Annotated in this window: 25 protein-coding genes; 10 read left to right on the top strand and 15 right to left on the bottom strand. The window is 62.7% G+C overall.

Annotation, left to right across the window (positions count from 1 at the left end; genetic code table 11):
• Window positions 1-12: 12 nt before the first annotated feature.
• The 4 genes from QQ992_RS14200 to QQ992_RS14185 all read right to left on the bottom strand — a co-directional run bounded on the left by QQ992_RS14200 (window position 13) and on the right by QQ992_RS14185 (window position 2,437).
• On the bottom strand, window positions 13-567 hold the full coding sequence (locus tag QQ992_RS14200; RefSeq protein WP_119370149.1) for a DUF2589 domain-containing protein: 555 nt from the start codon (window positions 565-567) through the stop codon (window positions 13-15).
• A gap of 74 nt (window positions 568-641) precedes the next feature.
• Window positions 642-1,286 (bottom strand): DUF2589 domain-containing protein, encoded by a 645-nt coding sequence (locus QQ992_RS14195; protein ID WP_016714113.1) that lies wholly within the window; start codon window positions 1,284-1,286, stop codon window positions 642-644.
• Window positions 1,287-1,346: 60 nt separating this feature from the next.
• Window positions 1,347-1,727 carry a Mor transcription activator family protein gene (locus QQ992_RS14190; RefSeq protein ID WP_019097046.1) on the bottom strand — a complete coding sequence of 127 codons (381 nt, stop codon included), beginning with the start codon at window positions 1,725-1,727 and terminating at the stop codon, window positions 1,347-1,349.
• 251 nt (window positions 1,728-1,978) lie between these two features.
• Window positions 1,979-2,437: a hypothetical protein gene (locus tag QQ992_RS14185; protein WP_286109990.1), complete on the bottom strand. Its 459-nt coding sequence runs from the start codon at window positions 2,435-2,437 to the stop codon at window positions 1,979-1,981.
• A gap of 151 nt (window positions 2,438-2,588) precedes the next feature.
• Between QQ992_RS14185 and QQ992_RS14180 the strand changes: the two genes are divergently transcribed.
• Window positions 2,589-2,777: a hypothetical protein gene (locus QQ992_RS14180; protein ID WP_003248064.1), complete on the top strand. Its 189-nt coding sequence runs from the start codon at window positions 2,589-2,591 to the stop codon at window positions 2,775-2,777.
• A gap of 36 nt (window positions 2,778-2,813) precedes the next feature.
• Here the strand turns inward: QQ992_RS14180 and QQ992_RS14175 are convergent, their stop codons facing one another.
• On the bottom strand, window positions 2,814-3,188 hold the full coding sequence (locus QQ992_RS14175; RefSeq protein WP_016714110.1) for a fe2+ zn2+ uptake regulation protein: 375 nt from the start codon (window positions 3,186-3,188) through the stop codon (window positions 2,814-2,816).
• A gap of 196 nt (window positions 3,189-3,384) precedes the next feature.
• Between QQ992_RS14175 and pvdQ the strand changes: the two genes are divergently transcribed.
• Entirely contained in the window at window positions 3,385-5,691 is a 2,307-nt protein-coding gene (gene pvdQ, locus QQ992_RS14170) for a bifunctional acylase PvdQ (RefSeq protein WP_286109989.1), read from the top strand.
• Between the two features lie 105 nt (window positions 5,692-5,796).
• On the opposite strand, the gene QQ992_RS14165 is transcribed toward pvdQ, so the two are convergent.
• Both QQ992_RS14165 and QQ992_RS14160 read right to left on the bottom strand, forming a co-directional pair.
• Window positions 5,797-6,519, bottom strand: a complete 723-nt coding sequence (locus QQ992_RS14165) for a UDP-2,3-diacylglucosamine diphosphatase (RefSeq protein ID WP_286109988.1) — start codon at window positions 6,517-6,519, stop codon at window positions 5,797-5,799.
• Window positions 6,516-7,016: a peptidylprolyl isomerase gene (locus QQ992_RS14160; protein ID WP_119370364.1), complete on the bottom strand. Its 501-nt coding sequence runs from the start codon at window positions 7,014-7,016 to the stop codon at window positions 6,516-6,518. The genes QQ992_RS14165 and QQ992_RS14160 overlap by 4 nt, the downstream gene beginning before the upstream one ends.
• 248 nt (window positions 7,017-7,264) lie before the next feature.
• Between QQ992_RS14160 and QQ992_RS14155 the strand changes: the two genes are divergently transcribed.
• Window positions 7,265-8,968: a glutamine--tRNA ligase/YqeY domain fusion protein gene (locus QQ992_RS14155; protein ID WP_028698779.1), complete on the top strand. Its 1,704-nt coding sequence runs from the start codon at window positions 7,265-7,267 to the stop codon at window positions 8,966-8,968.
• A 9-nt stretch (window positions 8,969-8,977) separates the two neighbouring features.
• Complete coding sequence (gene cysS / locus QQ992_RS14150) at window positions 8,978-10,360, top strand: cysteine--tRNA ligase (RefSeq protein ID WP_286109987.1); 1,383 nt, start codon at window positions 8,978-8,980, stop codon at window positions 10,358-10,360.
• 117 nt (window positions 10,361-10,477) lie between these two features.
• Here cysS and QQ992_RS14145 read toward each other — a convergent pair whose 3' ends face one another.
• The 3 genes from QQ992_RS14145 to csiR form a co-directional block, all read right to left on the bottom strand.
• Window positions 10,478-11,869, bottom strand: coding sequence for a sensor histidine kinase (locus QQ992_RS14145; RefSeq protein ID WP_286109986.1), 1,392 nt, complete (start codon window positions 11,867-11,869; stop codon window positions 10,478-10,480).
• Window positions 11,847-12,527, bottom strand: a complete 681-nt coding sequence (locus QQ992_RS14140; protein WP_016714103.1) for a response regulator transcription factor — start codon at window positions 12,525-12,527, stop codon at window positions 11,847-11,849. The genes QQ992_RS14145 and QQ992_RS14140 overlap by 23 nt, the downstream gene beginning before the upstream one ends.
• A gap of 74 nt (window positions 12,528-12,601) precedes the next feature.
• Window positions 12,602-13,297 (bottom strand): DNA-binding transcriptional regulator CsiR, encoded by a 696-nt coding sequence (gene csiR, locus QQ992_RS14135; protein WP_012272506.1) that lies wholly within the window; start codon window positions 13,295-13,297, stop codon window positions 12,602-12,604.
• Window positions 13,298-13,491: 194 nt separating this feature from the next.
• On the opposite strand from csiR, the gene glaH reads away from it, so the two are divergent.
• The 5 genes from glaH to hemB all read left to right on the top strand — a co-directional run bounded on the left by glaH (window position 13,492) and on the right by hemB (window position 19,508).
• Window positions 13,492-14,469, top strand: a complete 978-nt coding sequence (gene glaH, locus QQ992_RS14130) for a glutarate dioxygenase GlaH (protein ID WP_286109985.1) — start codon at window positions 13,492-13,494, stop codon at window positions 14,467-14,469.
• Window positions 14,470-14,583: 114 nt separating this feature from the next.
• Window positions 14,584-15,834 carry an L-2-hydroxyglutarate oxidase gene (lhgO, locus tag QQ992_RS14125; RefSeq protein ID WP_286109984.1) on the top strand — a complete coding sequence of 417 codons (1,251 nt, stop codon included), beginning with the start codon at window positions 14,584-14,586 and terminating at the stop codon, window positions 15,832-15,834.
• Window positions 15,835-15,986: 152 nt separating this feature from the next.
• Window positions 15,987-17,378, top strand: coding sequence for a GABA permease (gene gabP / locus QQ992_RS14120; protein ID WP_019097041.1), 1,392 nt, complete (start codon window positions 15,987-15,989; stop codon window positions 17,376-17,378).
• An 87-nt stretch (window positions 17,379-17,465) separates the two neighbouring features.
• Window positions 17,466-18,359, top strand: coding sequence for a PA4780 family RIO1-like protein kinase (locus QQ992_RS14115; protein ID WP_183674279.1), 894 nt, complete (start codon window positions 17,466-17,468; stop codon window positions 18,357-18,359).
• Between the two features lie 174 nt (window positions 18,360-18,533).
• Entirely contained in the window at window positions 18,534-19,508 is a 975-nt protein-coding gene (gene hemB / locus QQ992_RS14110; protein WP_013972900.1) for a porphobilinogen synthase, read from the top strand.
• Window positions 19,509-19,561: 53 nt separating this feature from the next.
• Here the strand turns inward: hemB and QQ992_RS14105 are convergent, their stop codons facing one another.
• On the bottom strand, window positions 19,562-20,896 hold the full coding sequence (locus QQ992_RS14105; RefSeq protein WP_286109983.1) for an MFS transporter: 1,335 nt from the start codon (window positions 20,894-20,896) through the stop codon (window positions 19,562-19,564).
• A gap of 64 nt (window positions 20,897-20,960) precedes the next feature.
• Window positions 20,961-22,280 carry an NAD(P)/FAD-dependent oxidoreductase gene (locus QQ992_RS14100; protein WP_286109982.1) on the bottom strand — a complete coding sequence of 440 codons (1,320 nt, stop codon included), beginning with the start codon at window positions 22,278-22,280 and terminating at the stop codon, window positions 20,961-20,963.
• Window positions 22,281-22,440: 160 nt separating this feature from the next.
• Between QQ992_RS14100 and QQ992_RS14095 the strand changes: the two genes are divergently transcribed.
• Window positions 22,441-22,575 carry a hypothetical protein gene (locus QQ992_RS14095; protein ID WP_286109981.1) on the top strand — a complete coding sequence of 45 codons (135 nt, stop codon included), beginning with the start codon at window positions 22,441-22,443 and terminating at the stop codon, window positions 22,573-22,575.
• A 21-nt stretch (window positions 22,576-22,596) separates the two neighbouring features.
• Here the strand turns inward: QQ992_RS14095 and QQ992_RS14090 are convergent, their stop codons facing one another.
• The 3 genes from QQ992_RS14090 to treS all read right to left on the bottom strand — a co-directional run bounded on the left by QQ992_RS14090 (window position 22,597) and on the right by treS (window position 26,087).
• The gene (locus tag QQ992_RS14090; protein WP_119370138.1) at window positions 22,597-23,298 is read right to left on the bottom strand and encodes a YoaK family protein; all 702 of its coding nucleotides are present in this window, start codon (window positions 23,296-23,298) and stop codon (window positions 22,597-22,599) included.
• Window positions 23,299-23,307: 9 nt separating this feature from the next.
• Window positions 23,308-23,937: a riboflavin synthase subunit alpha gene (locus QQ992_RS14085; RefSeq protein ID WP_286109980.1), complete on the bottom strand. Its 630-nt coding sequence runs from the start codon at window positions 23,935-23,937 to the stop codon at window positions 23,308-23,310.
• A gap of 83 nt (window positions 23,938-24,020) precedes the next feature.
• Window positions 24,021-26,087 (bottom strand): maltose alpha-D-glucosyltransferase, encoded by a 2,067-nt coding sequence (gene treS, locus QQ992_RS14080; protein WP_286109979.1) that lies wholly within the window; start codon window positions 26,085-26,087, stop codon window positions 24,021-24,023.
• Between the last annotated feature and the right edge of the window lie 27 nt (window positions 26,088-26,114).

Raw genomic sequence — 26,114 nt, 5'->3', positions numbered from 1 at the left:
ATGGGGCTGCCGTCAGCGGACGGTGGCCGCCTCGATGAACTCATTGGTGTCGGGCGAGGGCGGGGCAGCGGGAGCACGTACCGGGACAATCAGGCTGGTGTACTCCTCGATCAGCCGGTTCAGGGCTTCGGGTGGTTCGCTGGCCTGGAACTGCATGCGTATCTGCACTTCGTCAGGGTCACGGCTGTCACCCTGACGGCCCTGGCCGCCGATGGTGACCTTGAAGCTGGCGGCCTTGTTCTCGCCTGCCGTCAGCAGGGCCTGCTGCGCTTCAGTACCTTTGACCCGCACCGACAAGTCGACCTGCATGCGCTCCAGGGCCAGGCCTTTGGGCGACACCAGCGCAAACAGGGGAACGCGCATGATGTGCTGGCCGTCCATTGCCACTTCGACCATCTTGGCCTTCATGGGAGCGCCCAACGCCTCGGTGTCGCACTCGAAAAACTGGTCGAACAGGTTGATGTACTGCTGTGCAATCAAGCTGTTGGTGGCGCTGGCGGCTTCCTGCAGGCCACGGGTGATTTCGCGCAGGTCGATGGAGGTCATGGGGGCGGGGGGCTTTTGCAACGATTCGACTCCTCAAGCCAGGTGGTGCCCCTCCCGTTGCGGGCAGGAGGGGTTGATGGGGGCACTCAAACGTCTCAGGGCGCCGGTGGGCCTTCCGGTTTTGGCCCTTTCAGGGTATCTGCCTGGGAAATCTCGTCCGGGCTTTCCAGTGCGGCGGTTCTGACAACGGTTGGCTTGGTCGCGGCGTCCGTCAGGAACTCGATCACCCTCATCATCGCTTCGGGCGGCTCCTGGCGCTTCAGGGTGGTGTTGAAGGCGTAACGGGCGCGTGTATCCGTCTTGCGGGTTTGCGTGGACTTGTGGCTGACGCTGCCTTTCACGTTCAGCTTGAACGGCCCCCAGCCCAGTGAGCCGGTCGCTTCTGCGTTCATGTCCTTGCTGGATGTATCTTCCGACATCTGGTTGATCACCAGTTCGAACTCTACGTTGCCCTCTTCAATCGAGATGTTCGGGTGCGTAATGGCAGCCAGCAGCGGCACTTTCATGGTCTTGCTGACCACGCCTTTGTATTCGCCCTGTTCATCGACGATGGTTTCGTCGTAGTCGAACTGGATGGCGACTGCCTTGCCATCCTGGACGCACACCTGCATCAGGAAGTCGGCGTACGATTTGCTGGCGGTTACCTGCGCCTGGACCATGGCCTGCAGGGGGCCGGCGATCATGCGGTCCATCGGCAGGGCGTTGATGACCGAGCCAATAAGGCTGTTGTCTATCGACATATCGGGATGCTCTTTCTAGTGGGTAAAGAAGCCGCCAATGGCGGCCACGGTGCAGTGGCGTCAGCGAGCGCAAGGCTCCTGGCGCCGAATGTTGCCGATCTGGCGCAGGCTCAGGCCGTATTTGTTGGCCAACAGGCTGCGGGACAAGCCGTTGGCGCTTTCCTTCTGGATTTGCTGGTTGCGCAGCTGGCGCAGGAAGTGGTCAGCCTTGGGGATCTCCAGGGCGACCCCGGCAAAGCGCTTGATCAGCGCATCGAGCGCATCGGCCGGCAGCACGTCGGCAAGCTTGGTGCGTTCGCGGTGCTTGGGGATGTACTTGGGCCTGCCACCAAAGGCGCAGGTCAGCTGGTAGGCGTTTTCGATGCCGATGCAGTCGATCAGGGCCTGTAGCGAGTGGGGCAGTTGGCTGATATCGATCTGGCTCAAGTCTGGCGTTTGCATATGGCGCTCCTTCGGGATGGGTGGGATGTGCGACCCGATCACCCGCGGCGGAATGTCGAAGGTGTGAGCAAATTCTGTGCGACTGCCAAGGCGCGTCGCTAGGCGGCATATGGGCTGGGAGTTGTAGCTTCGGTGAACAGGTTTTGCAGGCAGCGATATCCGGCGCTGTAGGAAATGGCATCGACATTTGGCGGGGACTGGTGATTTCTCATCTGATCATGCCAATTGTTGTGGGATGGGTCCGGCAATCTTCACTCGCACGGATAGCTGCTCAGCAAGCTGGCGCTGCTCAGGTAGGCTTGAGGGGTGGCGCGCATGCCTTGGGGCAATGTGCGCCAGTCAACCAACAGGCACAGCGCATGCAGGGGCTGGCCGTTGCGCTGGCCGATGACCTGGCCCGCAAAGTGGCGGCGGTACAGGGCCTGGGTCTGGCGCTGAGCCTGTACCTGATCGGCCTGGGCCAGGGTTTGCCGGGCCAGGTCGGGTAGCCGGGCCGCAGGCACACTGAAATGGACCGGCGCGGCATTGGCCTGCAGGTACCCGGCTTGGCGCACGCGTTGCCACAGTTGTTGCCATTGGCTGCTGCCGGCATGGGCAGCCAGCTCGCGCCCCAGTTCGAGCAGGTGCTCGGCGGGTGTTTGCCGGGTGTCCAGTGCATGAAGGGAAAAGGGGGTCAGAAACAGCGAAGTGAACAGCAGGGGTTTGTACATGGTGACTCCGGCTTGGGTGCTTGGGAGCCTCATGCTTTCAGGCTGACCCCGCCCCACCCAGCAGGAAATGCAGCGCCGGGGGCGGTGGCCGTTGTATCATTGCCGCGGCTCGTTGCGAGCCTTTTGCCCCTGATGTTGCAAGGAACCTTCGATGACACACGTGCAGCGCCTGAAATATTCCCTTTTGATCATCCTGGTTGTACTGGGCCTGATGCTGGGCCTGTCCCACCTGCAGAAGCAGGGCACGATCAGTGAGCAGACCTTCCAGATGCTGGCCATTGCCATTGCGGTGGTGGTCGTGGTGATCAATGGCATCCTGCGGCGCAAGGTCAAGCCCTGACCTGTGCGGGCCGGCCAGGTCTGGCCGGCCATACGCTCAGCGCAGCGGTGTTTGCTCCAGCACGGCGCGGGCCTGGGGGTTCAGGCTGTAGCACTTGTCGCTGCCCAGCTGAATGACGCCTTCGGCGCACAGGCGCTTGAGCACTTCGCGCACGCTGAGAAACGACAGCGGGATATCCAGCTGTTCCAGTTGGGCGTGCACACCGCGCACGCCAATGCTGCGGCCGTTGCGGTCGGCGGCGTGCAAGGCGTCGATCACCTTGAGGCGAATCAGGCTGGTACGCAGGCCAAAGGTGCGCAGCAGTTCGCGGATCTGTTCGTTGCCGGTGCGTTCCTCGGCAAAAATGCCCTGTCCCTTGGGCGCTTTGCCTGGGACGCGCCCAGCCTGGATCGAGGGTTGCGGGTTGTACATGTGAATGCTCCTTTTCGTGGACGAACCCGAAATGTGGTTGCCTCACTTACTAGGACGAATGAGAACGCAAAAACTGCAACCCACTCGTGAAAAAAATGCCTCTTTCTCATCAAGACGTTCCACCGCCTTGTAATACGTAAAATTTTCATCTGGCCATTCGTCTGATCGGGATGACCCCCGAACCCGAGGAGTGCCCGTGTTTCCACTTTCCCGTCCCATGACTTGCGCTGGCCTGGCCGCCGCGCTGGTGGCCTTCAGCGTTACCGTTCAGGCGCAGCCCGACCTTGATGCCAGTGCGCAGATCCGACGCACCAGTTACGGGGTGCCGCATATCGTGGCCAAGGATGAGCGTGGTCTGGGCTATGGTGTCGGCTACGCCTACGCGCAGGACAACTTGTGCCTGCTGGCCAACGAGGTGCTGACCGTGAGCGGCGAGCGGTCACGCCATTTCGGTGCCAAAGGCAAGACCCTGGAACAGCGTGACAACCTGGCCAGTGACCTGTTCTTCACCTGGCTCAACAGCCCGGCGGCGGTCAGTGCGTACTTGCAGGCGCAGCCCGCGCCGGTGAAAGCGTTGCTGGAGGGCTATGCCACCGGCTACAACCGGGCGTTGGCCGAGCGCCGCAGGCAAGGCTTGCCTGCCGAGTGCGGCAATGGCGAGTGGGTGCGGCCCATCAGTAGCGAGGACCTGGTCAAGCTGACCCGCCGGCTGCTGGCCGAAGGCGGTGTCGGGCAGTTCGTCGAGGCGCTGGCGGGGGCGCAACCTCCTGCACAGACCAGCCAGCAGGCACCGGCTGGCTTCGGCGCCGCACTGGCGAGGCAAGAGCGCTTTGCCACGGAGCGCGGCAGCAACGCGGTGGCCGTAGGCGCGCAGCGTTCGGCCAATGGCCGTGGCTTGCTGTTGGCCAACCCGCACTTCCCGTGGATGGGCGGCATGCGCTTTTACCAGATGCAGCTGACCATCCCCGGCCAGCTTGATGTCATGGGTGCCGCATTGCCGGGCCTGCCGGTCGTCAACATCGGGTTCAACCGGCACCTGGCCTGGACGCACACCGTCGATACGTCGAATCACTTCACCTTGTACCGTTTGCAGCTCGATCCAAAAGACCCGACCCGGTACCTGCTCGATGGCAAGTCGCTGCCACTGGCGAGGCAAACCGTCAGTGTTGCGGTCAAGGCCGAGGATGGCAGCGTGAGTCAGGTGGAACGGCAGGTCTACAGCTCGCAATTCGGCCCGGTGGTGCAGTGGCCTGGGCGGCTGGATTGGGATGCGCAGGCGGCCTACAGCTTGCGTGATGCCAACCTGGACAACACCCGGGTGCTGCAGCAGTGGTACCAGATCAACCGTGCCGACAGCCTGACCGCGCTGAAGGGCTCGGTCGAGCAACTGCAGGGCATCCCATGGGTCAATACCCTGGCGGTGGATCAAGGCGGCCGTGCGTTGTACCTGAACCAGTCGGTGGTGCCCTATGTGGATCAGCCACTGCTGGACGCCTGCAGTAACCCGAAGGGGCAGGGGCGTCTGGTGGTGCTGGATGGTTCGCGCAGCGCATGCCAGTGGAAGGTCGATGCGCAGGCCGCGCAACCGGGTATTTTCCCGGCGCGACTGCTGCCGAGCCTTGAGCGCGAGGACTTCGTGCAGAACTCCAACGACCCGGCCTGGATGGCCAACCCGGCCCAGCCGCTGACCGGTTATTCACCGTTGGTCAGCCGCAATGACCAGCCGTTGGGCATGCGCGGGCGCTTTGCCCTGCAACGCCTGCAGGGCACGGCAAAGCTGGGCGTGGATGACCTGCAGCGCATGGTGACCGATGACGAGGTTTACCTGGCCAGCCTGGTGCTGCCAGACCTGCTGCAGTGGTGCAAGGGCGCAGGCGTGGATGTGCAAGCCGTCTGCAGCAGCCTGGCGGCCTGGAATGGCAAGGCTGACCTGGACAGCGGCATTGGCCTGGTGCACTTCCAGAACCTGTTCAATGCCCTGGCCGAACACCCGGAAAGCTGGCGGGTGGCCTTCAACCCGGCCGATCCGCAGCACACCCCGCGAGGCTTGGCAGTAGAGCAAGCGGCCGTGAGCAAGCTGGTGCACGAGGCTGCGCTGGCTTCGCTCAAGCAGGTGAATGAAAGCGGCGTGGCGGGTGAGGCGCGTTGGGGGCAGGTGCAGCAGGCGCTCGATGGCACGCCGGTTCCGGGTGGCCCGCAGGCGCTGGGCGTGTACAACGCGATGTACAGTGTGCCGCACGGGCAGGGCAAGCGGCTGGTGGTGAGTGGTACCAGCTACCTGCAACTGGTCAGCTTCACCGACAAAGGGCCAGAGGCCCGTGGGTTATTGGCATTTTCGCAGTCGAGCGAAGCGGCTTCAGCGCATGCCAGCGACCAGACCAAGGCGTTTGCGGCCAAGCAGCTGGCGGTGATTCCGTTTACCGAGGCGCAGATCAAGGCTGATCCGGAATATCGGGAAGTGGTGATCAGTGAAAGGGACAAGGGGGCCGTGGCTCAGCAGTAAGGCATGCCGGCCTCTTCGCGGGTAAACCCGCTCCTACAGGGTTTACGCGTCCGTTGTAGGAGCGGGTTTACCCGCGAAAGGGCCGGCCCGGGCAACCCTGCAATCTCAGGAAAACTCGAAAGGCGCCAGCTGAAACCCTTGCTCGTCCACCTGCAAGGCCCAGCCCCGGCGGTCCCAGTCCCCCAGCACGATACGCCGTGCCGGCTGCCCATCGACCACCAGCTTGTGTATCGCCGGCCGGTGGGTATGGCCATGCACCAGCGTGCGCACGCCATGTTCCGCCATCACCTTGGGTACTTCCTCCGGCGTGACGTCGACAATCTCGGTAGATTTCATCCGCGTTTGCGTGCGGCTTTCGCTGCGCAGCTTGCGCGCCAGCTTGTAGCGGGCCGACAGCGGCAGGTGACGCAAGATCCACAAACTCAGCGGATTGCGCAGTAACCGGCGCATCTTCATGTAGCCCAGGTCGCGGGTGCACAGGGTGTCACCATGCATCAGCAGCACCTGTTCGCCGCCCAGCTCGATCACGCTGGGGTCACTCAACAGCGTGCAGCCAGCAGCGTCGCAAAAGGCCTGGCCAATCAGGAAGTCGCGGTTGCCGTGCATCAGGTAGATGGCCGTGCCGCTGTCGGCCAGCCGGCGCATGGCCTGGCAGATCGACTGCTGGAAGGGCGTCATGGCATCGTCGCCAATCCACGCTTCGAAAAAATCACCAAGGATGTACAGCGCCTTGGCGTGGCGGGCGCGGCCATCGAGCAGATCAAGAAACGCCCGGGAAATATCCGGGCGTTCTTCTTGCAAATGCAGATCGGAGATCAGCAGGATCACTCAATGATCTCGGCTTTCTCGATGATCACGTCGTCTTTCGGAACGTCCTGGTGGCCAGCTTTGGAGCCGGTGGCGACCTTTTCGATGGCGTCGACGATTTCACGGCCTTCGATCACTTCGCCGAACACGGCGTAGCCCCAGCCCTGCACGTTCTTGCCGCTGTGGTTGAGGAAGTCGTTGTCGGACGAGTTGATGAAGAACTGCGCCGAGGCAGAGTGCGGCTCCATGGTACGGGCCATGGCAATGCTGTACTTCTTGTTCTTCAGGCCGTTGTCGGCTTCGTTCTGGATGGTGGCGCGGGTTTTCTTCTGGCTCATGTTGGCATCGAAGCCGCCGCCCTGGATCATGAAGCCCTTGATCACGCGGTGGAACACGGTGCCATCGTAGTGGCCGTCCTTGACGTACTGAACGAAGTTTTCGGTGGTCTGCGGCGCTTTCTCGGCGTCCAGTTGCAGGACGATGTCGCCGTGGTTGGTGCTCAGTTTGACTTTGGACATGCTGAAACTCGCTTTTTCAAGGCAATCAGAAATTAGGGTGCGCAGGGCGCGGGTTATTACCTGACGCAGGATCAGGTGGTCGCGACACATGGCGCGCACTGGCCATTTTGCCAGGCTGCGGCAAAAAGCCGTGATAAATCACGCCAGTTTGTCCGGGCCCGACTGTCAGCAGCTTGACTGCTTCGGCTATGATAGGCCCTTTGATTCAATCGGCCTACCCAGGCCGGACACGTGCATTCAAGGATCCTATGAGCAAGCCCACTGCCGACAACGCGCCCAACGCCGCTGCCAAAGGCGCCCCCGCTGTCCCTGCGAACTTCCTGCGGCCGATCATTCAGGCCGACCTGGACTCGGGCAAGCACAGCAGCATCGTCACCCGTTTCCCGCCGGAGCCTAACGGCTACCTGCACATCGGCCACGCCAAGTCGATTTGCGTCAACTTCGGCCTGGCCAAGGAATTCGGCGGCGTCTGCCACCTGCGCTTCGACGACACCAACCCGGCCAAGGAAGACCAGGAGTACATCGACGCTATCCAAAGCGATGTGAAGTGGCTGGGCTTCGATTGGGCGGGCGACGTGCGCTACGCCTCCGACTACTTCGACCAGTTGCACGACTGGGCAGTCGAGCTGATCAAGCAGGGCAAGGCTTACGTTTGCGACCTTACCCCCGAGCAAGCCAAGGAATACCGTGGCAACCTCAAGGAGCCGGGCAAGAACAGCCCGTTCCGCGAGCGCAGCGTGGAAGACAACCTCGACCTGTTCGCCCGCATGAAGGCTGGCGAGTTCAAGGACGGTGAGCGCGTGCTGCGGGCCAAGATCGACATGGCCTCGCCAAACATGAACCTGCGCGACCCGATCCTGTACCGCATTCGCCATGCCCACCACCACCAGACCGGTGACAAGTGGTGCATCTACCCCAACTACGACTTTACCCACGGCCAGTCGGATGCCATCGAGGGCATTACCCACTCGATCTGCACCCTGGAGTTCGAAGGGCATCGTCCGCTGTACGACTGGTTCCTCGACAACCTGCCGGTGCCGGCGCACCCGCGTCAGTACGAGTTCAGCCGCCTGAACCTGAACTACACCATCACGTCCAAGCGCAAGCTGAAGCAGCTGGTTGACGAGAAGCACGTCGACGCCTGGGACGACCCGCGCATGTCGACCCTGTCCGGCTTCCGTCGCCGTGGCTACACCCCGGCTTCGATCCGCAACTTCTGCGAAATGATCGGCACCAACCGCTCCGACGGCGTGGTCGATATGTCGATGCTCGAATTCAGCATCCGTGACGACCTCGACCGCACCGCGCCACGCGCCATGTGCGTGCTGCGTCCGCTGAAAGTGGTCATCACCAACTACCCGGAAGGCCAGGTCGAGCAGCTTGAGCTGCCGCGCCACCCGAAAGAAGACATGGGCGTGCGCGTGCTGCCGTTCTCCCGTGAGCTGTACATCGACCGCGACGACTTCATGGAAGAGCCGCCGAAGGGCTACAAGCGCCTGGAACCGGCTGGTGAGGTGCGCCTGCGTGGCAGCTACGTGATCCGCGCCGACGAGGCCATCAAGGACGCCGACGGCAACATCGTCGAGCTGCGCTGCTCGTACGACCCCGACACCCTGGGTAAAAACCCTGAAGGCCGCAAGGTCAAGGGCGTGATCCACTGGGTACCGGCCGAAGGCAGCGTCGAGTGCGAAGTGCGCCTGTACGACCGCCTGTTCCGCTCGCCGAACCCGGAAAAGACCGAGGAGGGCGGCAGCTTCCTGGACAACATCAACCCGGATTCGCTGCAAGTGCTCAGCGGATGCCGTGCCGAGCCGTCGCTGGCCCAGGCCCAGCCTGAGGACCGCTTCCAGTTCGAGCGCGAAGGCTACTTCTGCGCCGACCTGAAAGACAGCCAGCCGGGCCGCCCGGTGTTCAACCGCACTGTCACCCTGCGTGACTCCTGGGGCAGCTGAGGAAACGCCGTGCTTACCATCTACAACACCCTGAGCAAAGCGAAGGAAACCTTCAAGCCGCTGGATGGCAACAAGGTGCGCATGTACGTGTGCGGCATGACCGTGTACGACTACTGCCACCTGGGCCATGGCCGCAGCATGGTGGCCTTCGACCTGGTCACCCGTTGGCTGCGCAAGAGCGGCTACGACCTGACCTACGTGCGCAACATCACCGACATCGATGACAAGATCATCAACCGGGCCAACGAGAACGGCGAAACCTTCGACGCCTTGACCGCCCGCATGATCGATGCGATGCACGAAGACGAGCGCCGCCTGAACATCCTGCCGCCAGACCAGGAGCCGCGTGCCACCGACCATATCGCCGGCATGCACGCGATGATCCAGACCCTGATCGACAAGGGTTACGCCTACGCCCCGGGCAATGGCGACGTGTACTACCGCGTCGGCAAGTTCGTCGGTTACGGCAAACTGTCGCGCAAGAAGATCGAAGACCTGCGCATCGGCGCGCGCATCGAGGTCGACGAAGCCAAGCAAGACCCGCTGGACTTCGTGCTGTGGAAGGGCGTGAAGCCGGGCGAGCCGAGCTGGGAGTCGCCATGGGGCCCGGGCCGTCCGGGCTGGCACATCGAGTGCTCGGTGATGTCCACGTGCTGCCTGGGCGAGAGCTTCGACATCCACGGCGGTGGCAGCGACCTGGAGTTCCCGCACCACGAGAACGAGATTGCCCAGAGCGAAGCGGCCACTGGCAAGCAGTACGCCAACGCCTGGATGCACTGCGGCATGATCCGTATCAATGGCGAGAAGATGTCCAAGTCGTTGAACAACTTCTTCACCATCCGTGACGTGCTGGAAAAGTACCACCCGGAAGTGGTGCGTTACCTGCTGGTGGCCAGCCACTACCGCAGCGCGATCAACTACTCCGAAGACAGCCTGCGTGACGCCAAGGGTGCGCTGGAGCGCTTCTACCACGCCCTGCGCGGCTTGCCACGCGTGGCAGCCAAGGGTGGCGAAGCGTTCGTCGAGCGCTTCAGTGTGGCGATGAACGACGACTTCGGTACCCCCGAAGCCTGTGCCGTGCTGTTCGACCTTGTGCGTGAGATCAACCGCCTGCGCGACAGCGACCCGGAGGCCGCTGCCGGCCTGGCGGGTCGTCTGCGTGAGCTGGGTGATGTGCTGGGTGTGCTGCAGCTGGAAGCCGATGACTTCCTGCGAGCGGGCGCCGAAGGCAAGGTCGATGCGGCCGAGGTTGAAAGCCTGATTCAGGCGCGGCTTCAAGCGCGTGTGGACAAGAACTGGGCCGAGTCGGACCGGATTCGCGACCAGTTGACCGCCATGGGCGTGGTGCTGGAAGACAGCAAGGGTACTACGACCTGGCGTCTGGCTGACTGATCGGTGTATAGGGGCTGCTTTGCAGCCCATCGCGACACAAGGCCGCTCCTGCAGGATTATGCGATCCCCTGTAGGAGCGGCCTTGTGTCGCGATGGGCCGCAAAGCGGCCCCCGGTTCTACTTGGCCTGCCCGGCTAATGGGCAGTGCAGCACAAGCTTTGCCCCGCCCAATTGGCTTTCCCCAATCTCCAATCCGAACCCGTGCAGGTCGACGATCGCCGCAACGATCGACAACCCCAGCCCGAACCCGGCATGGCGATGGCCTTCATCGCTGCGATAGAACCGCTTCAACACCGCAGTACGCTCTTCCTCGGGAATACCCGGCCCACTGTCCTCGATGGCCAATTGCAGGCGGTTGTCGTCCACTATCGCGCTAATCCCCACTTGCCCGCCTTCGGGCGTGAACTTGATAGCGTTGCCCACCAGGTTGGCCAGTGCCTCGAACAGCAGTTCGCGGTCACCGTGCAGAGCCGGCAGCTGCGCGGGCTGGTGCAATTCCAGATGAATACCACCATCTTCGGCCAACGGCAGGTAAAAATCGTGCAGTTCAACCAGCAAATCATGCGGATCAAGCTGGACGAACCCGGCCCGGCGCTGGCGGTCTTCCAGTTCGCTGATGCGTAACAATCCGCGAAAACGTGCCATCAGGGTGTCGGTTTCGCCAATGGCCTGGTCCAGCGCCTCGGCTTGCGCAGAGTCCACATCGCTCTGCTGGCGAATGCGGTACAGCTGGGCGCGCAGACGAGTCAGAGGGGTACGCAGGTCATGGGCAATGTTGTCGCACACACCCTTCACCTCATGCATCAACCGCTCGATACGGTCGAGCATGGCGTTGACGATGGCGGCCAGCATGTCCAGTTCGTCGCGCCTGGCCGACAAGGGCAGGCGGTGAGTCAGGTCACCCGCGACGATAAGCTCGGCCTGGGCCTGGATCGCGCGGATACGCTTTAGCGGCCGACGGCGCAACAAATACCAGCCTGCAAAGCCTGGGATCAGCGTCAAGGAGATACCCCAGAGCAGGGCATCGAGAATGATCCGGGTCACCACGAACAGTGAGCCGTTATCGCGGAACAGTACCAGCCAACGGCCATCTTGCACTTTGATCGCCACCGCATCGCAGCTGTCGCGCGGCAGGTGTGGGTCGTCGGCATCCAGGCAGCGTTTCAACTCATGGATCTTGCCGTCCAGCCTGAGCTCCGGTGGCAGGGCACGCACACTGCCGCCCATCGGGTTGAGCTGTGCGTCAAACAGGCCATAGGCGTCGAAGCTGCGCTCTTCGAAGGCCTGGCTGGCGATCAGGGCGTCATCCAGCTGCTTGCCGCTCATGTGCGCGAACAGGTGCTGGCGTTGCAGCATGGAGTGGCGGGTGAGTTTGTTCAGGTAGCTGGACACCTCGAAATACAGCACCCCCATGAGGATGCTGCTCCAGGCCACAAACAAAAAGCTGTACAGCGCCAGCAGGCGGCTGGTCGAAGAGCTCCAGCCTTTAGACGGGTTCAGCAATGGCATAGCCGGAGCCCCGTACCGTACGGATCAGCGGCGACTGGCCGGGGGAGTCGATCTTCTTGCGCAGGCGGCCGATGTGCACGTCGATCAGGTTGGTGCCCGGGTCGAAGTGGTAGCCCCAGACTTCCTCGAAAATCATCATCCGCGTGATCACCTGGCCGCTGTGGCGCATCAGGTACTCCAGCAGCTTGTACTCGGTGGGCAACAGGTTGAGGGTATTGTCACCACGGCGCGCCTCGTGGCTGATCAGGTCCAGCTGCAGGTCGGCGACCTGCAGGCGGGTCTGGGTCATGGGCACGCTGTTGCGGCGCAGCAATACCTCGACCCGCGCAGCCATCTCGTCGGAGGCGAACGGCTTGGTCAGGTAGTCGTCACCGCCGGCACGCAGGCCGCGCACCCGCTCATCGACGTCGGAGAGGGCGCTGATCATCAGGATCGGCGTGGCGATCTTGAGGCTGCGCAGGGTGGTAACGATGGTCAGGCCGTCGACCTCGGGCAGCATGCGGTCGAGGGTGATCAGGTCGTAGCCGCCGGCAATGGCTTTGGCCAGGCCTTCACGGCCATTGTCGGCCCAATCCACGTCCAGGCCGTGGCTGGTAAGTTCGGCGACGATTTCCTGGCCGGTGACGGCGTCGTCTTCGATGGTCAGTACGCGAGGCATGCTGGTTCCTGGGCATCTAATAGAGATTTGATTGTGCCAAAGAATAGACAACCGGCGATTTAAGAAAAATTCATCTAGCGTGCGCCGATACCCTCGGCATGCATGATCTGCGCAATGATCGGCACCGGCGTCATCAGGTGCGAGCGCATCATGGCGCTGGCGCGCTTGGCGTCGCGGGCGAGAATCACCTCCACCAGTGCCGCATGCTCCTGGCGCTTGAGCTCCAGCGCCTGTTCGGAAAACACCGTCTGCGTCAGCCACAGGTGGCGATAACGCTCGGCCTGGTCGAACAGGTAGGTGCGCGCCTGCAGCAGGTGCTTGGAACCGCAGCCCGAGGCAATGGCGGTATGAAACGCCTTGTGCCGTTCGTCCCACACATCCAGGCGCTGTTCGCGGGTTTTTACTTCCACGACCTTGGCCAGTGTATGCGAGTGAGCCAGCACTGATGCCTCCCAGGCGTCATCACCGCGCTCGATGGCCAAGGCAATGATCATCGCCTCCAGGTTGGCGCGGGCATCGTAGATGTCGTTCATCTCGTCCAGCGACATGGGCGCCACCCGGTAGCCTTTCTGGCTGATGGCGTTGACCAGGTGTTCGGCCACCAGTTGCGACAGCGCTTCGCGCAGCGGGCCCACGCCCAGGTCGTAGCGTTCCTTCAGGGCGCTCATCAACAGTTTTTCACCGGGCTTGAACACGCCACGGATGATGTCCTTCTTGAGCCTCTCATACCCGCTGAATGCTGAGTTTTGTCGGGGGGCGAGCGCTTCCAAGATCCTGTTCCTCAAAACGTTTTGGCGATCATACCGAAACCGTCTGCGGACGAAAAACAATGGACAATCATTGGTAATGGCTATGAAAGATAAAAATGTAGACATTTTTATTGGGTGGCGATATTTTTAGCTCGCCCGCACTGATCCAGGTCATCACTGGATAGCGCCAACCACCTTTTTGCCAGGACACTGCCATGAACGCCTTTACGCAGATCGACGAACTTGTGATGCCGCTGCCGCTCGAACCGCGTGGTTACACCATCGCGCCCTCGAAACAGTCGCCGCGCCTGCTGGAACTGACCTTTGCCCGCGAAACCGTCGAAGCGTTCGTCGAGGCCGTTGCCCAATGGCCGGTGCAGGCGCTGGAATACAAATCGTTCCTGCGTTTCCGGGTAGGTGAAATTCTTGATGAGCTGTGCCAGGGCACCTTGCGGCCCGTGCTGCTCAACACCATCCTCGATCGCGCGACCGGCGGCATGCTGATTACCCCGATCGGCCTGGATGACGTGAGCCAGGCCGAGGACATGGTCAAGCTCACCACCGCCTGTGCACACCTGATCGGTCGTTCCAACTACGACGCCATGAGCGGGCAGTTCTATGCGCGCTTCGTGGTGGTCAACAGCGACAACTCCGACAGCTACCTGCGCCAACCGCACCGGGTCATGGAGCTGCACAACGACGGCACCTTCGTGAACCAGATCACCGACTACGTGCTGATGCTGAAGATCGACGAAAAGAACATGGAAGGTGGCAACTCGCTGCTGCTGCACCTGGACGACTGGGAGCAGTGCGAGGAATTCTTCCGCCACCCGATGGCACGCCGCGAAATGCGCTGGACCGCGCCACCCAGCAAAAAGGTTGCCGAGGATGTGTTCCACTCGGTGTTCGACACCGATGGCGAAGGCCGCCCGACCATGCGCTACATTGACCAGTTCGTGCAGCCGGAAAACTACGAGGAAGGTATCTGGCTGAACGCCTTGTCCGACTCGCTGGAAGGCAGCGAGAAGAAGGTGTCGGTACCGGTAGGTGTAGGCAGCTTCCTGCTGATCAACAACCTGTTCTGGCTGCATGGCCGCGACCGCTTCACCCCGCACGAGGGCCTGCGCCGTGAACTGATGCGTCAGCGTGGTTACGTCGCCTTCCCCAAACCGCTGTACCAGCGCGGGCAATAATCAAGGGTGCCGGGCGGGCGCCCGCCCATGCGCTTTTGCAAAAAAACGATGCCACCAAGGCCCGCGCGGGCCTTGGTGAGCCAGCCAGGCAATGCCTGCGTGTGAGGTAAGGCTGTGTACGATTTCATCATTATTGGCGGTGGCATTGTGGGCATGTCCACGGCCATGCACCTGATCAAGGTCTACCCGGACGCGAAGATTCTCCTGCTGGAGAAGGAATCCGGCCCGGCCCGCCACCAGACCGGCCACAACAGCGGCGTGATTCACGCCGGCGTGTATTACACCCCCGGCAGCCTCAAGGCGCGCTTCTGTCTGGAAGGCAACAAGGCCACCAAGGCCTTCTGCACCCAGCACGGCATCCGCTTCGACGAGTGCGGCAAGTTGCTGGTGGCCACCAACGACCTGGAAATGCAGCGCATGAAGGCGCTGTGGGAGCGTACTGAGGCCAATGGCCTGGAGCGCTACTGGCTGTCGGCAGACGAGTTGCGCGAGCGCGAGCCCAATATTGTGGGGATGGGTGGCATCTTCGTGCCGTCCAGCGGCATCGTCAATTACACCGAAGTTACCGCCGCCATGGCCGTGCAATTCCAGCGTGCCGGTGGCGAAATCCGCTATGACGCCGAAGTGGTCGGTTTGCAGGAACAGGCTAGCGAAGTGATCGTGCGCACGCAGCGCGACGAATTCCGCAGCCGCTTCCTGGTAACGTGCTCGGGCCTGATGGCCGACCGCGTGGTGAGCATGCTGGGCCTGCGCACCGAGTTCGTGATCTGCCCGTTCCGTGGCGAGTACTACCTGCTGCCCAAGCAGCATGACCAGATCGTCAACCACCTGATCTACCCGATTCCTGATCCGTCGATGCCGTTCCTGGGCGTGCACCTGACCCGCATGATCGACGGCACCGTCACCGTCGGCCCCAACGCCGTACTGGCAATGAAGCGCGAGGGCTACCGCAAGACCGACGTCAGCCCTGGTGACCTGTTCCAGACCCTGACGACCCCCGGCATTCTCAAGGTACTGGCGAAGAACTTCCGCCCGGGCCTGATCGAGATGAAAAACTCGCTGTTCAAGGGCGGCTACCTCAAGCAGGTGCAGAAGTACTGCCCGAGCATCACCAAAGCTGACCTAACGCCGTACCCGGCCGGCGTACGCGCCCAGGCAGTGTCGCGCGACGGCAAGCTGATTGACGACTTCCTGTTCGTCAACACCGCGCGCAGCGTCAACGTGTGCAATGCGCCGTCGCCGGCCGCCACCTCGGCCATTCCGATCGGCGCCTACATTGTCGAGAAGGTGTGCGAGCAGGTCGGCCTGCAAGGGGGCCACTTCCCCAAGGCTGATCGTGCAGCCAGCCAGCGGGCTGCCAGCTGATACACCCGTAATACGTTTTGCGGTCTCCTCTTACTCAACCCGAACTGCCCTACTCACCATTTAGGGCAGGGCGGGCTTTTTCGCGCCTGCGTCGGTGATCGTGCCAGCCGACGGCCCCTTCGCGGGCATGACAAAAACAACAAGGTAGCGCCATGCAAACCCACAAGAACAATTTGAGTCATGGATTGAAATCACGGCATGTCACCATGCTGTCCATTGCCGGCGTGATCGGTGCAGGCCTGTTTGTCGGCTCTGGCCGTGCCATTGCTGAAGCCGGGCCGGCCACCATCCTGGCCTATATCCTGGCCGGTGGCCTGGTAGTGCTGGTGATGCGCATGCTGGCCGAAATGGCGGTTGCGTCGCCAGATACCGGGTCGTTTTCCACCTATGCCGACCTCGCCATCGGCAAATGGGCCGGCTACACCATCGGTTGGCTGTATTGGTGGTTCTGGGTGCTGATCATTCCGATCGAAGCCAACATCGCCGCCACCATTATCAATTCCTGGGTCCCGCAAATGGAGATCTGGGTATTGTCGCTGGTAATCACGTTGCTGCTGACCGCTACCAACCTGTTCAGCGTGAAGAACTACGGCGAATTCGAGTTCTGGCTGGCACTGGTCAAGGTGGTGGCTATCGTCAGCTTCATTGCACTTGGCGTATGCGCCATTTTCGGTTTGTTGCCGGGTTCCGGCGTCAGCGGCGTCTCGCGCCTGTGGGACACCGGCGGTTTCATGCCAAATGGCTTCGGCGCAGTGCTCAGCGCCATGCTGATTACCATGTTCTCGTTCCTCGGCGCCGAGGTGGTGACGATTGCGGCAGCCGAGTCAGACGAGGCGGGCAAGCACATTTCCAAGGCCACCAATTCGGTGATCTGGCGGATCACGCTGTTCTACATCCTGTCGATCTTCATCGTTATTGCACTGGTACCGTGGACCGACCCGCGCCTGGCCACCGAAGGCTCATACGTGACGGTGCTGGATACCCTGGGTGTGCCAAATGCCAAGGCCATCATCGACTTCGTGGTACTGACATCCGTGACCAGCTGCCTTAACTCGTCGTTGTACACCGCTTCGCGCATGGTCTATTCGCTGAGCCGTCGCGGCGATGCACCGGCTTGCGCCCAGGTGACCAGCCGCAGCGGCACACCGGTGGTAGCGGTGCTGCTGTCTACCGGCGCTGCGTTCCTGGCGGTGATTGCCAATTACCTGGTGCCGGCCAAGGTGTTCGGCTTCCTCATGGCAAGCTCTGGCGCCATTGCCCTGCTGGTGTACCTGGTGATCGCCGTTTCCCAGCTGCGCCTGCGCCAACGCTTGACTGCACAGGGCAAGACGTTGGGATATCGCATGTGGCTGTTCCCGTGGCTGACCTGGGGCGTGATCCTGTTCATCAGCGGCGTATTGGTGCTGATGCTGTTCCGGCCGGATCACCGCCTTGAGGTGGTGTCGACCATGGTGCTGGCGGTGCTTGTGGTGTGTTCCGGCTTGCTGGTCACGCGGCGCCGGGCACGCGCAGTGCCGGTGAACAGCGTAGGGCAGGGTGCCTGACACGTCTGGTCTGAAGACAGACGAGCAAGTCGCATCAGGCTGTGAGAGGATGTCCGCCATCGCAGCCAGGACCCCGAACACAGCCTGATGAAGACACCCAAAAGAATCGAACCCCTGATCGAGGACGGCCTGGTCGACGAAGTACTGCGGCCGTTGATGAGTGGCAAGGAGGCCGCCGTGTACGTGGTGCGCTGTGGCAGCCAGGTACGTTGCGCCAAAGTCTATAAAGAAGCCAACAAGCGCAGCTTCCGCCAGGCCGCCGAGTACCAGGAAGGCCGCAAGGTACGCAACAGCCGTCAGGCCCGGGCCATGGCCAAGGGCAGCAAGTACGGCCGCAAGGAAGCCGAAGACGCTTGGCAGAACGCCGAAGTGGCGGCGCTGTTCCGCCTTGCCAGCGCGGGCGTGAGGGTGCCCAAGCCCTACGACTTCCAGGACGGCGTGCTGTTGATGGAGCTGGTAACCGATGCCGATGGCGACGCCGCGCCACGGTTGAACGACGTGCACCTTGAAGCCGAGGATGCCCGCACGTTCCATGCCTTTGTCATTCGTCAGATCGTGTTGATGCTGTGTGCCGGGCTGGTGCATGGCGACCTGTCGGAGTTCAACGTGTTGCTGGGCCCGGACGGGCCGGTGATCATCGACTTGCCACAGGCGGTGGATGCGGCGGCCAACAACCATGCCTTCAACATGCTGCAGCGTGATGTTGACAACATGGCCCACTATTTCGGGCGTTTTGCGCCGGAGCTGAAAAGCACCCGGTATGCGCAGGAAATGTGGGCGCTGTACGAGGCCGGTGACTTGCTTCCCGACAGCCCGCTGTCTGGGGTGTTCGAGGATGACGAACATGAAGCTGACGTGACGGGGGTCATGCGCGAGATCGATGCTGCCCGCATGGATGACGCCCGCCGCCGTGCTGCGCGCGCCGAGGCCGAGCATGGGCCGGCCAAGGCAGAAGAGCCGACGCCGCCCTGGCTTCAGTAACAGGTTGCCTGTACGGGCCTCTTCGCGGGCATGCCCGCGAAGAGGCCCGTACAGGATAACCAGGGCGCAAAACAGTCATTGCCTTTGACGCAAGACAATATCTCGTCATTTGTCCTTTTCACTGGCGCGCCACAGGCATAAGGTATACGCCGTTCAAAATGCCCTGGAGCTGTCATGTCCAACCAATTCCCGTCCGTTCGTCCCCGCCGCCTGCGCCAGAACGAGTCCCTGCGCACGATCTTCCAGGAAACCGAGTTCCGCCTGGAAGACCTGATCCTGCCGATCTTCGTCGAAGAGGGCATTGATGACTTCGTGCCGATCACCAGCATGCCCGGTGTCAATCGCATCCCCGAAAAGCTGCTGGCCCAGGAAATCGAGCGCTACGCCCGTGCCGGCATCAAGTCGGTAATGACCTTTGGCGTATCGCACAACCTGGACGCTGTTGGCAGCGACACCTGGAACGAAAACGGCCTGGTTGCGCGCATGTCGCGCATCTGCAAAGACACCGTGCCGGAAATGGTGGTGATGTCCGACACCTGCTTCTGCGAATACACCAGCCACGGCCACTGCGGTGTGCTGCATGACCACGGTGTGGACAACGACGCCACCCTGGCCAACCTGGGCAAGCAGGCGGTCATCGCCGCCGCTGCCGGTGCCGACTTCATCGCCCCGTCGGCGGCAATGGACGGCCAGGTACAGGCTATCCGCAGCGCGCTGGATGGCGCCGGTTTCCATGACACGGCGATCATGGCCTATTCAACCAAGTTCGCCTCGTCGCTGTATGGCCCGTTCCGTGAAGCCGGTGGTACCGCGCTGAAGGGCGACCGCAAGAGCTACCAGATGAACCCGATGAACCGCCGCGAAGCGGTGCGCGAGTCGCTACTGGACGAGCAGGAAGGGGCAGACGTGCTGATGGTCAAGCCGGCGGGCGCCTACCTTGACGTGATCGCCGACATCCGTGCCGCATCGCGCCTGCCACTGGCGGCCTATCAGGTGAGCGGCGAGTACGCGATGATCAAGTTCGGCGGCCTGGCCGGCGCCATCGATGAAGGCCGGGTGGTGCGTGAAAGCATTGGCGCAATCAAGCGTGCCGGTGCTGACCTGATCCTGACCTACTTCGCCATGGATCTGGCCCGCGAAGGTATCTGACGTCAGGCCTTCAGGTATGAAAAAGCCGCTGCACATGCAGCGGCTTTTCTTTTTTACAGCGCTGCCGCTTCCTGCAGGCTCATCGACTTGGTCTCGGGTGCCAGCACCAGTGACACAGCCAGCCCCAGCATGGTGATCGCCGCTGCAGCGAACATCGTGTTGGCGATGCCGTAGTGCTCCAGCGAAATCGGTACCAGCCAGGTACCGATGGCCGAGCTGAAGGCCGCCAGGGAGGCGCCCATGCCCACCGCGAATGCGCGGATTTCGGTGGGGAACAGCTCGTTCGGGTAGACGAACTCCAGCACCTGGGCACCGCCAATGAACAGCGCGTAGGCACCGAACAGCGACAGCACCACCCAGCCCTGTGCATCCGGGAACAGGCCCAGCCCCAGCAGCGCCAGCCCCGACCACAGGAAGCTGTGGAGGATGATGGTGCGTCGGCCCAGGTAGTTGATCAGCCAGGTGGCGATGATGCAGCCCAGTACCAGTATCAGGGTGATGCCCATCGAGCCGTAGGCGGCCAGGTTGCCGGTCAGTTGCAGTGCCTGGAACAGCTTGGGCACGAAGGCATACACGGCGAACAGCGGGATCACTGCGCACGCCCAGAACATCACCACGAACAGGATGCGCTTGCCGTAGCCGGCACGCAGGGCGCCGATGAATGACATGGCCTCGCCCGGGGCGCTGTCGTCGCTGATGTTGCGCAGCGAAAAGTCACGCCCGTACACCTTGCGGATGACTTGCTCGGCTTCTCTGCGGCGGCCTTTGCTCAGCAGCCAGCGCGGTGACTCCGGGGTACCCAGGCGGGCGACCAGCAGCAGGCCGGCAATGATCGCCGGGCTGGCCATGACCGTGCGCCATTGTTCAGGGCCTGCATCGGCCAGCATGAAGTTGCCGGCGATGTACGCCAGCGCGGCGCCGACGAACCACAGCACGGTCAGCAGCGAGAGCCGCGAACCACGGGACTTCTGCGGAATGAACTCGGTCAGCAGCGAACCGGCAGCGGTGTATTCGATGCCGACTGCCAGGCCGCACAGCAGGCGCAGCAGCGACAGGGTCAGCGGATCTTGAACCCAGAGCATGGCCACGGACGACAGCATGACGATGGCCGGGGCGACGAAGAACAGCTTCTGCCGGCCCATGCGGTCGGTCAGCCAACCGCCGAAGAAGCCGCCGGCGAATACGCCGAGCAGGGCCATGGCGGCGACCATGCCTTGCCAGAAGCCGCTCAGTTGTAGCGAAGCCGACATGGGAAGGGTAGCCACGCCAATGATGCTGAGGATGTAACCGACCATCACCCAGCCCAGCCCGGTACGCAGGGTGAGCAGTTGATGGAAACTGTTGATTTCAACGTCGTCGATCATGACGGGTTGGGCAGTGGAACGCATGATTTTCTCTTGATCTGGTAATAGTGCAACGCAAGGCAGATGGCGGGCCTGGTAGCCCGCGTGGTCAGACTTCCAGGCCGGCGCGGAACTGGCCCCACTTGAGCACCGAGTTCACGCCAATGGACAGGAACGGCTGTGGCGGGGTCTTGTTCGGGCCTGGCGACGACAGCAGGAAGTCGATGTGCTCGTTACGTTCGCCAGCCAGCCAGTCGGCCAGCAGCTTGCCGGTGGCGGTACCGCGGGTGATGCCCAGGCCGTTGCAGCACAGCGCGCCGTACACGTTCGGTGCCAGCTGGCCGAAGAAGCCTTCGTGGTTTTCCGACAGGCAGATGGCGCCACTCCAGGAATATTCGAACTCGACATTCCCGAGCATCGGGAAGCGCCGCTCGAACGATTTGCGATGGGTCGGCAAATGGCTCTGCAGGGCGTTGGCGCGTGGGCGGCCGTCCGGGTAGAAGTTGAAGCTGTTGCGGATCAGGATGCGGTTGTCGGCGGTGCGGCGCACAGTGCTGCCGAACGGGTGCGCGGGGATCACGCCCCAGACCGGCTGGCCACCCAGGCGGGCTTGCTCTTGCTCGGTCAGCTGGCGGCTGAGGCTGGCGTACAGGAACGTCGGCAGCAGGCGGCCCTTGAGGAAACCGAATGCCGAGGCAAAGCCGTTGTTGGCCAGGATCAGCTTGTCGGTGACGATGGTGCCACGGTCATGCACCAGGGTGATCTTGTCGCCCTGGTCGATCGAGGTGATCGGCGTGTGTTCGTACAGGGTGACGTTGGCCGGCAGGTTGTCGGCCAGGCCCTTGACCAGCGCCGAGGGCTGCAGCAGCAAGGTGCCGGGGATGTGCAGGGCCTTTTTGTAGTACGAGGTGCCAATGTGTGCGGGCAAGTCCTGCTCGTCGATCAGGGTGGAGCTGCAGCCGATTTTCTCCAGGCCACTGCGGTAGGCCTCGAGGATGGCAATGCCCTTGGCGCCGACGGCGGCCTGGTATTTGCCGGAGTCAGACATCTGGCAGTCGATGCCGTTGCGCTCGACGATGTCGCGCAGGTAATCCTGGCCGAGGGTATTCAGGCGCAGGATCTTGGTCGCGACGGTGACGTCGCCGATGTAGTCCTTGGCGCCGATGTCATGCGGCACATCAATGGCGAAACCGGCATTGCGGCCGGCGGAACCAAAGCCGACTTCCTGGGCTTCGACCAGCACGATCTCTTCATTGGGGAAGTTCAACGCCATCTGGCGCGCCGCTGCCAGGCCGGTCAAGCCTGCGCCGATGATGGTCCAGCGCGCTTCCTTGCGACCCGAATGGCCCGGGCGCGGCTGACGCTTGGGGCTGGTGTGGTACCAGCCCGGACGGGCGTCATCGCCAGGCAGCGAAGTTACTTTTTGCATTTATCTACTCCGGTTAACGATCTTGCACGGTGACATGCCGCAGGCGGCACATCGGCCGTCGAGTGCGACATTTTGTCATTGTCTATCTGCATTATACAAATTGTCTACTATTCGTTTTTGCAGAGCTGTTCACAGCTGAACCGGCTGCTACAGGTACGCCGTGGCACTGGCGGCATCGGAAATCAAGGGCGTGCGAAAGCCGCCGCAGGAGCAGCACGGCACGTCAGAGCAGAAGATAGAGGGCGTCGACGCGCAGATCGTCGAGCAGAAGGCCAGGCGCAAGGTGCTGGCGTAGCAGCACCCACGCCGCGGGTCGTCAGCGAGGCATGTAGCCGCGCTGCCAGGCGCGCGGGATGAACCGCGATACCAGGGCCAGCACACACGCCAGCGCGCAGCTGCCGGCCAGTGCCTGCAGGCCCAGGTGTTGTTGCAACCAGGCGCCGAGCGCGGCACCCGACAGCATGCCGGCCCAAGGCACCAGTTGCACCCGCCAGCCGTTACGCCGCTCGCCCAGCAGCCAGCGCCCCAGGCCACGGCCGAAGCGGGACAGGGCGCCAGTAACGTAGGTCAGACCGATGGGCAGGCCGTTCACCTGTTCGACCACGGCATTGATCATGCCCATGGCCAGTGTGGCGGCCAGCAATGCCGGGAAGGTGGCTGCCAACGGCCACACGGCCGCGAACCCCAGCAGTGCGGCGACCACCAGCAACACGGGCCAGGCCCGGCGGTGAAAGCCGCGCGCCAGCAGTACGCCCAGCGCATTGCCGGCGACAAAGCCCAATACCGCGCCACTCAGGCGCAGCACCAGGGCCAGGTCGGCTTCACTGATGGCCACCGCCAGGCGCGTGGTGTTGCCGCTCATGAACGACACGAAGTCACCCAGCGCCAGCAGGCCAATGGCATCGGTCATGCCAGCCAGCACCGACAGGGCGGCGACCAGGCCGAGGCCGACACGACCACGCAGGGTTTGCAGCCGCAGCCGCCTGGCCGTGCGCGCGGGGAGGGCATTGGGCAGCATGCGCAGGCCTCAGGACAGCAGTTTTTCGCGGGCCAGGGTGCCTTTGAGGGTGCGCTCCACCACGTCGACCAGCACCATGGTCTGGTGATCGACCTCGATATTGAGCAGCTCGCCGGCCTTGTAGCGGGCGAAGGTGGTCTGGCGCAGGGTTTCCGGGATCAGGTTGATGGTGATGACATTGTCGTCGACATCGGCAACGGTCAGGCTGCAGCCGTTGACCCCGATGAAGCCGCGCGGGAACACGTACTTGCCCCATTCCGGCGGCATGCGAAACCTGATGAATGCACCGGTTTCCTTGATGGACAGCTCGACGATTTCCGCAGTGGTGGCGATGTGGCCTGCCATCAGGTGGCCGCCGACTTCGGCGTTCATTTTTGCCGAGCGTTCGATGTTGACGCCTTGGCCGGCCTTGAAATTGCGCAGGTTGGTGCGTTCCAGGGTGGCGTTCATGGCGTCGAACCTGACCCGCGTACCGTGAATCTCGGTGACCGACAGGCAAGTGCCCTCGACACTGACGCTGGCGCCGATCTTCAGTTCGTCGAGCAGTTCGGGGGTGAGGTCGATGGTGAACTGGTTGTGGCCCGGGTAGGTGGTCACATCAAGCAGAGGGCGGACGGCCTGGACGATGCCGGTGTACATGGAGTTGCTCCTGGGCACAAAAAGAAATCACCCGAACGCTATGCCTCTGGCGCTGCAAAATCAAGGTCGGCCTCTGCGCGGGTTTACACATGCCCGCTGCTGTTGACGATCCGCAGGCACAGCGCCTCGTACGGGTCCAGGTTCACCATCAGGCGCCCATCCTCGGTCAGGTCGCCTTCAACGGTCTCGTTGATCATGTCCACCACCGGCCCCGGCGTGAACCCGGTCAGTTGCAGTTCCTCCGCAATCACGTCCTGGCCAAAGTTCAACGCGCTGATCTGGATACCGCGCCCGGCCGGCAGTTCGTGCACCATCACCAGCAACCCCGGGCTACTGACTTCAGGCACCAGCACCTGGCGGCTGGTGGCGATGCCATAGGCCTGGCGTACGGCCAGCAGTTTCTTCACCTTGCAGGCAAACGAGTCGCTGTTTTCCAGCTGGCTGTCCAGGCTTCCATACAGGGCGCGTGCACGGGGCATGCCGCGCACCGATTGCTCGGCCTGCGTGTCCAGCCCGGCCAGGTCGTAACCGCCCCGGTGAATCCAGCGGGTGTCGCCATCGAGCATGCGCTCGGCCACCGCGTCGGCGGGCAAGGGCAGGGCACCGACCAGGTCCCAGCCGGACAACGCCACCACCCCCGGCTGCATGGCGTTGTACATGACCAGCAGCAGGTGCACCTTCTGGATCTGTTCGATTTCTGCCGCGCCGATCTGCTCCAGCTCGCGCAGGCCCAGTGCTGCGGCAATCAGGCTGGCCGTGGTGCAGGCGATGCCGTTGGTGACGAAGCGCAGGTTGTACGGCGCATGCTCGCCCGATAGCCGTTCGTAAATCTCTTCACGGATGTGTTCGCGCAGGATGCTGCCGGGCAGCGTCTGCCCCTTGTACAGGTACATGTCATGGGCGTGCAGGGTCCAGAAATGCACCAGTTCCACGGTCAGCTCGTCATGGTTTTGCAGGGCATGGATCAGCGAAGCCGGGTCGATGCCGAAGGCGTGCATTTCCTTGAGCATCAGGCGCAGGAATGCGGTGTCACCGGTCAGCAGTGCATGCTGGTAGGCCGGCCGGGTAATGAAATCGTAGGACAGGTCGGCGCCGCCTTTGGACATCTGCGCGATGTCGTCCAGGGTGAGGTTAAGCTCCTGGAAGCTGAAGCCGCCGGCTTTGCGGATCATGCCGCCGATCAGCTGATTGCCGACAATCGACAGTGGGTGGCTTTCCGACCAGGCGGTGTCGCTGGCCCGTGTTTCCACGCCGAGAAAGCCGTTGGCGTCCAGGCGCAGGCCACGGGCGCCCAGGCAGTCCAGGGCGTGCAAGGCATCGCCAATGATCATTTGCTGGGCGGCGAAGGTCGGGTCCAGCCAGTTCAGAGACGGCTGGCCTTCCTTGAAATAGTGCAGGTATACCCAGCGCCGCGTCTTGCCGTCCACGCCGGTAACCGGTGGTGTAGCGCTCCAGTCGGTTTCCTTCACACCTGGCTCGAAGAAGATGACACGTTGCAGTTGGCCGACGATGTAATGGCGGGCCTTGAGCGCGTCACACTGGGCCGGCAGCAGGTTGACCGCGTCACGGCCGGCGGGCACTTGCGGCAACAGCGGCCAGTCTTCCTCGTGGATTTCGACCATGTGGTACAGCCCCGGGTACGGCCCGTGTGCCAGTTCTGCCAGGCGGAAGTCAGCACCCTTGCCGGTGTGTGAGGGGATCAGGTCGTCGATGGTCACGGCGTTGTGCGCCGCAGCCATGCGGCTCATCTGGATCAGTTCCTGTTCGCTGCCGTACAGCGGGTCGATGTCAAAGCTGATGCGGTCGAAGTTGCCGTCCACGCTGGGGGTGAGTTCGCGACCGCGAATACCGCCGGACAACTTGATCGGGCCGGTGTGCAGGCCCTGGATGCCGATATCCGACAAGCGCTTCCACAGCGCTTCGTGGGCCAGGGCGCCTAGCACCGAGCAGCCTGGCGGGGCGATGATGGCGTCGGGGTACACCGTCAGCCACACCGAGGCGATTTCGGTGGCGCGGCGGGGCTGAGCTTCGGCGTACGGCTGCTGCCACAACCGGGACTGGCCTGAATACAGGCTGGCGCGCGCCTGGGAGGCCTTGAGCATGGCGCGGTCTTCAAGCCATTTGACGTATGACGGGTCGGGCTGGGTCATTTCGCGTCCTCTTTGCGTTTCGGCACC

The sequence above is a fragment of the Pseudomonas kurunegalensis genome, assembly GCF_030291635.1.
Lineage (GTDB): Bacteria > Pseudomonadota > Gammaproteobacteria > Pseudomonadales > Pseudomonadaceae > Aquipseudomonas > Aquipseudomonas monteilii.
This window is presented reverse-complemented; position numbering and strand designations above follow the sequence as displayed.

Coding starts and splice junctions, on each gene's coding strand:
- hemB (WP_013972900.1), top strand. CDS start 18,534: ATGTCCAACCAATTCCCGTCCGTTCGTCCCCGCCGCCTGCGCCAGAAC.
- QQ992_RS14145 (WP_286109986.1), bottom strand. CDS start 11,869: ATGCCATTGCTGAACCCGTCTAAAGGCTGGAGCTCTTCGACCAGCCGC.
- gabP (WP_019097041.1), top strand. CDS start 15,987: ATGCAAACCCACAAGAACAATTTGAGTCATGGATTGAAATCACGGCAT.
- QQ992_RS14105 (WP_286109983.1), bottom strand. CDS start 20,896: ATGCGTTCCACTGCCCAACCCGTCATGATCGACGACGTTGAAATCAAC.
- QQ992_RS14195 (WP_016714113.1), bottom strand. CDS start 1,286: ATGTCGATAGACAACAGCCTTATTGGCTCGGTCATCAACGCCCTGCCG.
- glaH (WP_286109985.1), top strand. CDS start 13,492: ATGAACGCCTTTACGCAGATCGACGAACTTGTGATGCCGCTGCCGCTC.
- QQ992_RS14190 (WP_019097046.1), bottom strand. CDS start 1,727: ATGCAAACGCCAGACTTGAGCCAGATCGATATCAGCCAACTGCCCCAC.
- QQ992_RS14115 (WP_183674279.1), top strand. CDS start 17,466: ATGAAGACACCCAAAAGAATCGAACCCCTGATCGAGGACGGCCTGGTC.
- QQ992_RS14185 (WP_286109990.1), bottom strand. CDS start 2,437: ATGTACAAACCCCTGCTGTTCACTTCGCTGTTTCTGACCCCCTTTTCC.
- QQ992_RS14175 (WP_016714110.1), bottom strand. CDS start 3,188: ATGTACAACCCGCAACCCTCGATCCAGGCTGGGCGCGTCCCAGGCAAA.
- QQ992_RS14085 (WP_286109980.1), bottom strand. CDS start 23,937: ATGTACACCGGCATCGTCCAGGCCGTCCGCCCTCTGCTTGATGTGACC.
- QQ992_RS14180 (WP_003248064.1), top strand. CDS start 2,589: ATGACACACGTGCAGCGCCTGAAATATTCCCTTTTGATCATCCTGGTT.
- QQ992_RS14090 (WP_119370138.1), bottom strand. CDS start 23,298: ATGCTGCCCAATGCCCTCCCCGCGCGCACGGCCAGGCGGCTGCGGCTG.
- treS (WP_286109979.1), bottom strand. CDS start 26,087: ATGACCCAGCCCGACCCGTCATACGTCAAATGGCTTGAAGACCGCGCC.
- QQ992_RS14100 (WP_286109982.1), bottom strand. CDS start 22,280: ATGCAAAAAGTAACTTCGCTGCCTGGCGATGACGCCCGTCCGGGCTGG.
- QQ992_RS14155 (WP_028698779.1), top strand. CDS start 7,265: ATGAGCAAGCCCACTGCCGACAACGCGCCCAACGCCGCTGCCAAAGGC.
- QQ992_RS14140 (WP_016714103.1), bottom strand. CDS start 12,527: ATGCCTCGCGTACTGACCATCGAAGACGACGCCGTCACCGGCCAGGAA.
- QQ992_RS14160 (WP_119370364.1), bottom strand. CDS start 7,016: ATGTCCAAAGTCAAACTGAGCACCAACCACGGCGACATCGTCCTGCAA.